Source organism: Polaromonas sp. P1_G2 (genome assembly GCF_056405515.1).
Window position 1 is genome coordinate 1 of the sequence record NZ_JBFUBY010000358.1, and the last position, 3,494, is coordinate 3,494.

Sequence of the window (3,494 nt, forward strand, 5' to 3'; positions counted from 1 at the left end):
CCTGGGAAATCACCCAGCTACCCGAGGTTGAAGGCGCTTTTGTGGCGCTGGACCCGCGCGACGGCTCCATACGCGCGCTGGTGGGCGGCTTCGATTTTGAGAAAAACAAGTTCAACCACGTGACCCAGGCCTGGCGCCAGCCCGGTTCCAGCTTCAAGCCCTTTATCTACTCCGCCGCACTGGAAAAAGGCTTCACCCCCGCCACCGTGGTCAATGACGCCCCGCTGTTCTTCGACGCGGGCGTCACCGGCGGCCAGCCCTGGGAGCCGAAAAACTACGACGGCAATTTCGAAGGCCCCATGAGCCTGCGCACCGGATTGAAGAAATCCAAGAACATGATTTCCATCCGGATCCTGCAGGCTATTGGCGCGCCCTACGCCCAGGACTGGATCACCCGCTTCGGTTTTGAAGCCGAAAAGCACCCCGCCTACCTGACCATGGCGCTGGGCGCCGGCTCGGTCACGCCCATGCAGATGGTGACCGCCTACTCCGTGTTCGCCAACGGTGGCTACCGCGTCAATCCCTACCTGGTCACCAAAATCACCGACCAGCGCGGCAAAGTCCTGCTGGACACCAAGCCGCCCGCGCTGGACGAGTCGGCCCGGGGCATCGAGGCGCGCAACGCTTTCATCATGGACAGCCTGCTGCAGGAAGTCGCGCGCTCGGGCACGGCGGCCAAGGCGCAGGCCACGCTCAAGCGGCCCGACCTCTACGGCAAAACCGGCACGACCAATGATTCCATCGACACCTGGTTCGTGGGTTTCCAGCCCACGCTGGCGGCGGCGGTCTGGATGGGCTACGACACGCCCAAAAAGCTCGGCGACCGGGAAACCGGCGGTGGCCTGAGCCTGCCGATCTGGATCAATTACATGGAATACGCCCTCAAGGGCGTGCCGGTCGCCGAATACCCGGCGCCCGAAGGCGTGGTCAACGTGGGGGGCGAGTGGTACTACAGCGAGTACGCCCGGGGCTCGGGTGTCAGCACCGTGGGCATCCAGCAAGACCCGGCCGCCGCCGCCAATGCGGGCCAGCCGGCCAGTCCCGCCGGACCGGGCGGCGCGATCCAGGTGCTACCGCCTTCGGACGAGAAAAAGCGCATCCTGGACCTGTTCAAGAACTGACGGTCGCGCACCGTGCATGAAAAACGGCCCTCACGGGCCGTTTTTACTTCCAGCGCGGCCGGAGCAATCAGTCCGGCGCCTTGAACACCAGCGGCTGGCCGGCTTGCTCGCCGGCGTAGCGTGAGAGCTGGGCGAAAAATTCGCTGGAATCCTTGGTGTCAGCCCAGCGCCCCGCACTGTATTTATAGTGAAACCCGCCGGCCCTGGCCGCCATCCAGATTTCCTGCAGCGGTTTCTGCAGGTTGATGACGATCTGGCTGCGGTTGGCAAAGGTCAGCGTGACCATGCCGCCGGTCCGCTGGTTGTCGATGTCCGCATCGGTCTCATCGTTGATCCGGTCGCAGRCCGCTTCCACTGCCTGGAGCGCGCGCTCGGCCAGATCCTGGTATTCAAGGTCCGTCATTACAATCCCGTCATGGTTTCTTCAGTTCAAATTTTAGGCCGCGCCCGCAATCCCGGCTTCCGGCATGGCCTTGCCGCGATTGTGGCCGCAGCCGCCCTGCTGGCCGGTTGCGGCCAAAAAGGCGCGCTTTACCTTCCCGTGCCGCCCAAGGTCCCGGCCGCGGCCCTGCCCACCTCGCCCGCGCCATCAACCACCCTTCCTGAGGCGCCTCCCGCCGCCGTGACCGCACCGGTTGTGCCGGCCTCGGCCGCCCGCTAAGCATTTGACGGCCGGCCCTGCAAGGCTCCAGGCCGTGCGCGGCCTGAACCTTGAAATCCAAGGCGTCGACGCAAAGACACCTTGAATCGGTCATGGCGCGCACGCCGCGCTCTCCTTAAGATACCTCGAACCTTTCCTTCCACAGCCAGCACCACCCATGACCCGCCCATCCCTTCCCGGCCATCCGCATTTCGCCTACCGCGAGGGCGAGCTCTTTGTTGAAAACCTGCGCCTGCGGGATCTCGCCGCCGCGCATGGCACGCCGCTCTTCGTGTATTCCAAGGCCGCCATGCTGTCGGCGCTGGCCGCCTACCAGCGCGGCTTTGCCGGCCGCCATGCGCAGATCTGCTACGCCATGAAGGCCAATTCCTCGCTGGGCGTGCTGCAGGTGTTTGCCCGCGCCGGGTGTGGTTTTGACATCGTCTCGGGCGGCGAGCTCGACCGCGTGCTGGCGGCGGGCGGCGAGCCCGGAAAAATCATTTTCTCGGGCGTGGGCAAAACCCGCGCCGAAATGCGCAAGGCACTGGCCGCCGGCATAGGCTGCTTCAACGTCGAAAGCGAGGCTGAGCTCGACGTGCTGTCCGGGGTGGCGCTGGCCCAGGGCCTGCGAGCACCCGTTAGCATCCGCGTCAACCCGAACGTGGATCCCAAGACGCACCCCTATATCTCCACCGGCCTCAAGGACAACAAGTTCGGCGTCGCGCACGAAGACGCGCTGCGCATCTACCAGCATGCGGCTTCGCTCAAGGGCTTGCGCGTCGTCGGCATCGACTGCCACATCGGATCGCAGATTACCGACGCCACGCCCTACCTCGACGCCATGGACCGGGTGCTGGACCTGGTGGCGGCCATTGAAGGCGCCGGCATCCCGCTGGAGCACATCGATTTCGGCGGCGGCCTGGGCATCAATTACAACAACGACACGCCCCCCGAAGCCGATGCGCTGTGGCAGCAATTGCTGGCCCGGCTGGATGCACGCGGCTATGGCGGCAAAAAGCTCATGATCGAGCCCGGCCGCTCCCTGGTCGGCAATGCCGGCGTCTGCCTGACCGAGGTGCTCTACGTCAAACCCGGCGAGCACAAGAACTTCTGCATCATCGACGCGGCCATGAACGACCTGCCGCGCCCGGCGATGTACCAGGCTTTCCACGCCATCGCGCCGGTGACGGCTACCGCCACAAAGGGTGCGGTGGAAATGACTTACGACGTGGTCGGGCCGGTCTGCGAAAGCGGCGACTGGATAGGCCGCGACCGCGCGCTCAGCGTGGTGGCGGGCGACCAGCTGGCCGTGATGTCGGCCGGCGCCTATTGCATGAGCATGGCCAGCAACTACAACACCCGCGGCCGCGCGGCCGAACTGCTGGTCGACGGCGACCAGGTGCACCTGATACGCCGCCGCGAAACCGCGGAAGACCAGATGCGGCAAGAGCAACTGGTCGGCTGACCGCTAGGACAGTTTTCCGCGAACGCCGTAGGCGGGCTGCGGCTTCTTTTTCTTGAGGTACTGCTGCACGCGCCAGCCCAGCAGCACCGCGATGATCGTGGCGTAGACAAACACCTCGGCAAAGTTGTTCTTGCCGGCACGCATCCAGAAAAAATGCAGCAAGCCCAGGCCGGCGATCAGGTAGACCAGCTTGTGCAGCCACTGCCAGCGTTTGGCACCCATGGCCTTGATCGCGGCGTTGAAAGACGTGGCCGCCAGCGGCGTCAAC

The 3,494-nt window shown here is 65.0% G+C and carries 4 protein-coding genes and 1 pseudogene; 3 read left to right on the forward strand and 2 right to left on the reverse strand.

Features of this window, described 5'->3' with window-relative positions; translation table 11 throughout:
• Window positions 1–1,121: penicillin-binding transpeptidase domain-containing protein (locus AC1D0P_RS23450; RefSeq protein ID WP_477678938.1), on the forward strand; the 1,121-nt coding region annotated here is incomplete at its 5' end.
• A gap of 67 nt (window positions 1,122–1,188) precedes the next feature.
• Here AC1D0P_RS23450 and cyaY read toward each other — a convergent pair.
• Window positions 1,189–1,524 carry an iron donor protein CyaY gene (gene cyaY / locus AC1D0P_RS23455; RefSeq protein ID WP_477678939.1) on the reverse strand — a complete coding sequence of 112 codons (336 nt, stop codon included), beginning with the start codon at window positions 1,522–1,524 and terminating at the stop codon, window positions 1,189–1,191.
• A 12-nt stretch (window positions 1,525–1,536) separates the two neighbouring features.
• Here cyaY and lptM point away from each other — a divergent pair, with 12 nt between their 5' ends.
• Complete coding sequence (gene lptM, locus AC1D0P_RS23460) at window positions 1,537–1,782, forward strand: LPS translocon maturation chaperone LptM (RefSeq protein WP_477678940.1); 246 nt, start codon at window positions 1,537–1,539, stop codon at window positions 1,780–1,782.
• 157 nt (window positions 1,783–1,939) lie between these two features.
• The gene (gene lysA / locus AC1D0P_RS23465) at window positions 1,940–3,226 is read left to right on the forward strand and encodes a diaminopimelate decarboxylase (RefSeq protein ID WP_477678941.1); all 1,287 of its coding nucleotides are present in this window, start codon (window positions 1,940–1,942) and stop codon (window positions 3,224–3,226) included.
• Between the two features lie 3 nt (window positions 3,227–3,229).
• Here the strand turns inward: lysA and AC1D0P_RS23470 are convergent.
• Window positions 3,230–3,494 (reverse strand): annotated as a pseudogene (locus tag AC1D0P_RS23470) (sulfoxide reductase heme-binding subunit YedZ); the annotation flags it as partial.

Excerpts from the sequence above, each read along its gene's own strand:
- lptM (WP_477678940.1), top strand. The coding sequence starts at position 1,537 with ATGGTTTCTTCAGTTCAAATTTTAGGCCGCGCCCGCAATCCCGGCTTC.
- lysA (WP_477678941.1), top strand. The coding sequence starts at position 1,940 with ATGACCCGCCCATCCCTTCCCGGCCATCCGCATTTCGCCTACCGCGAG.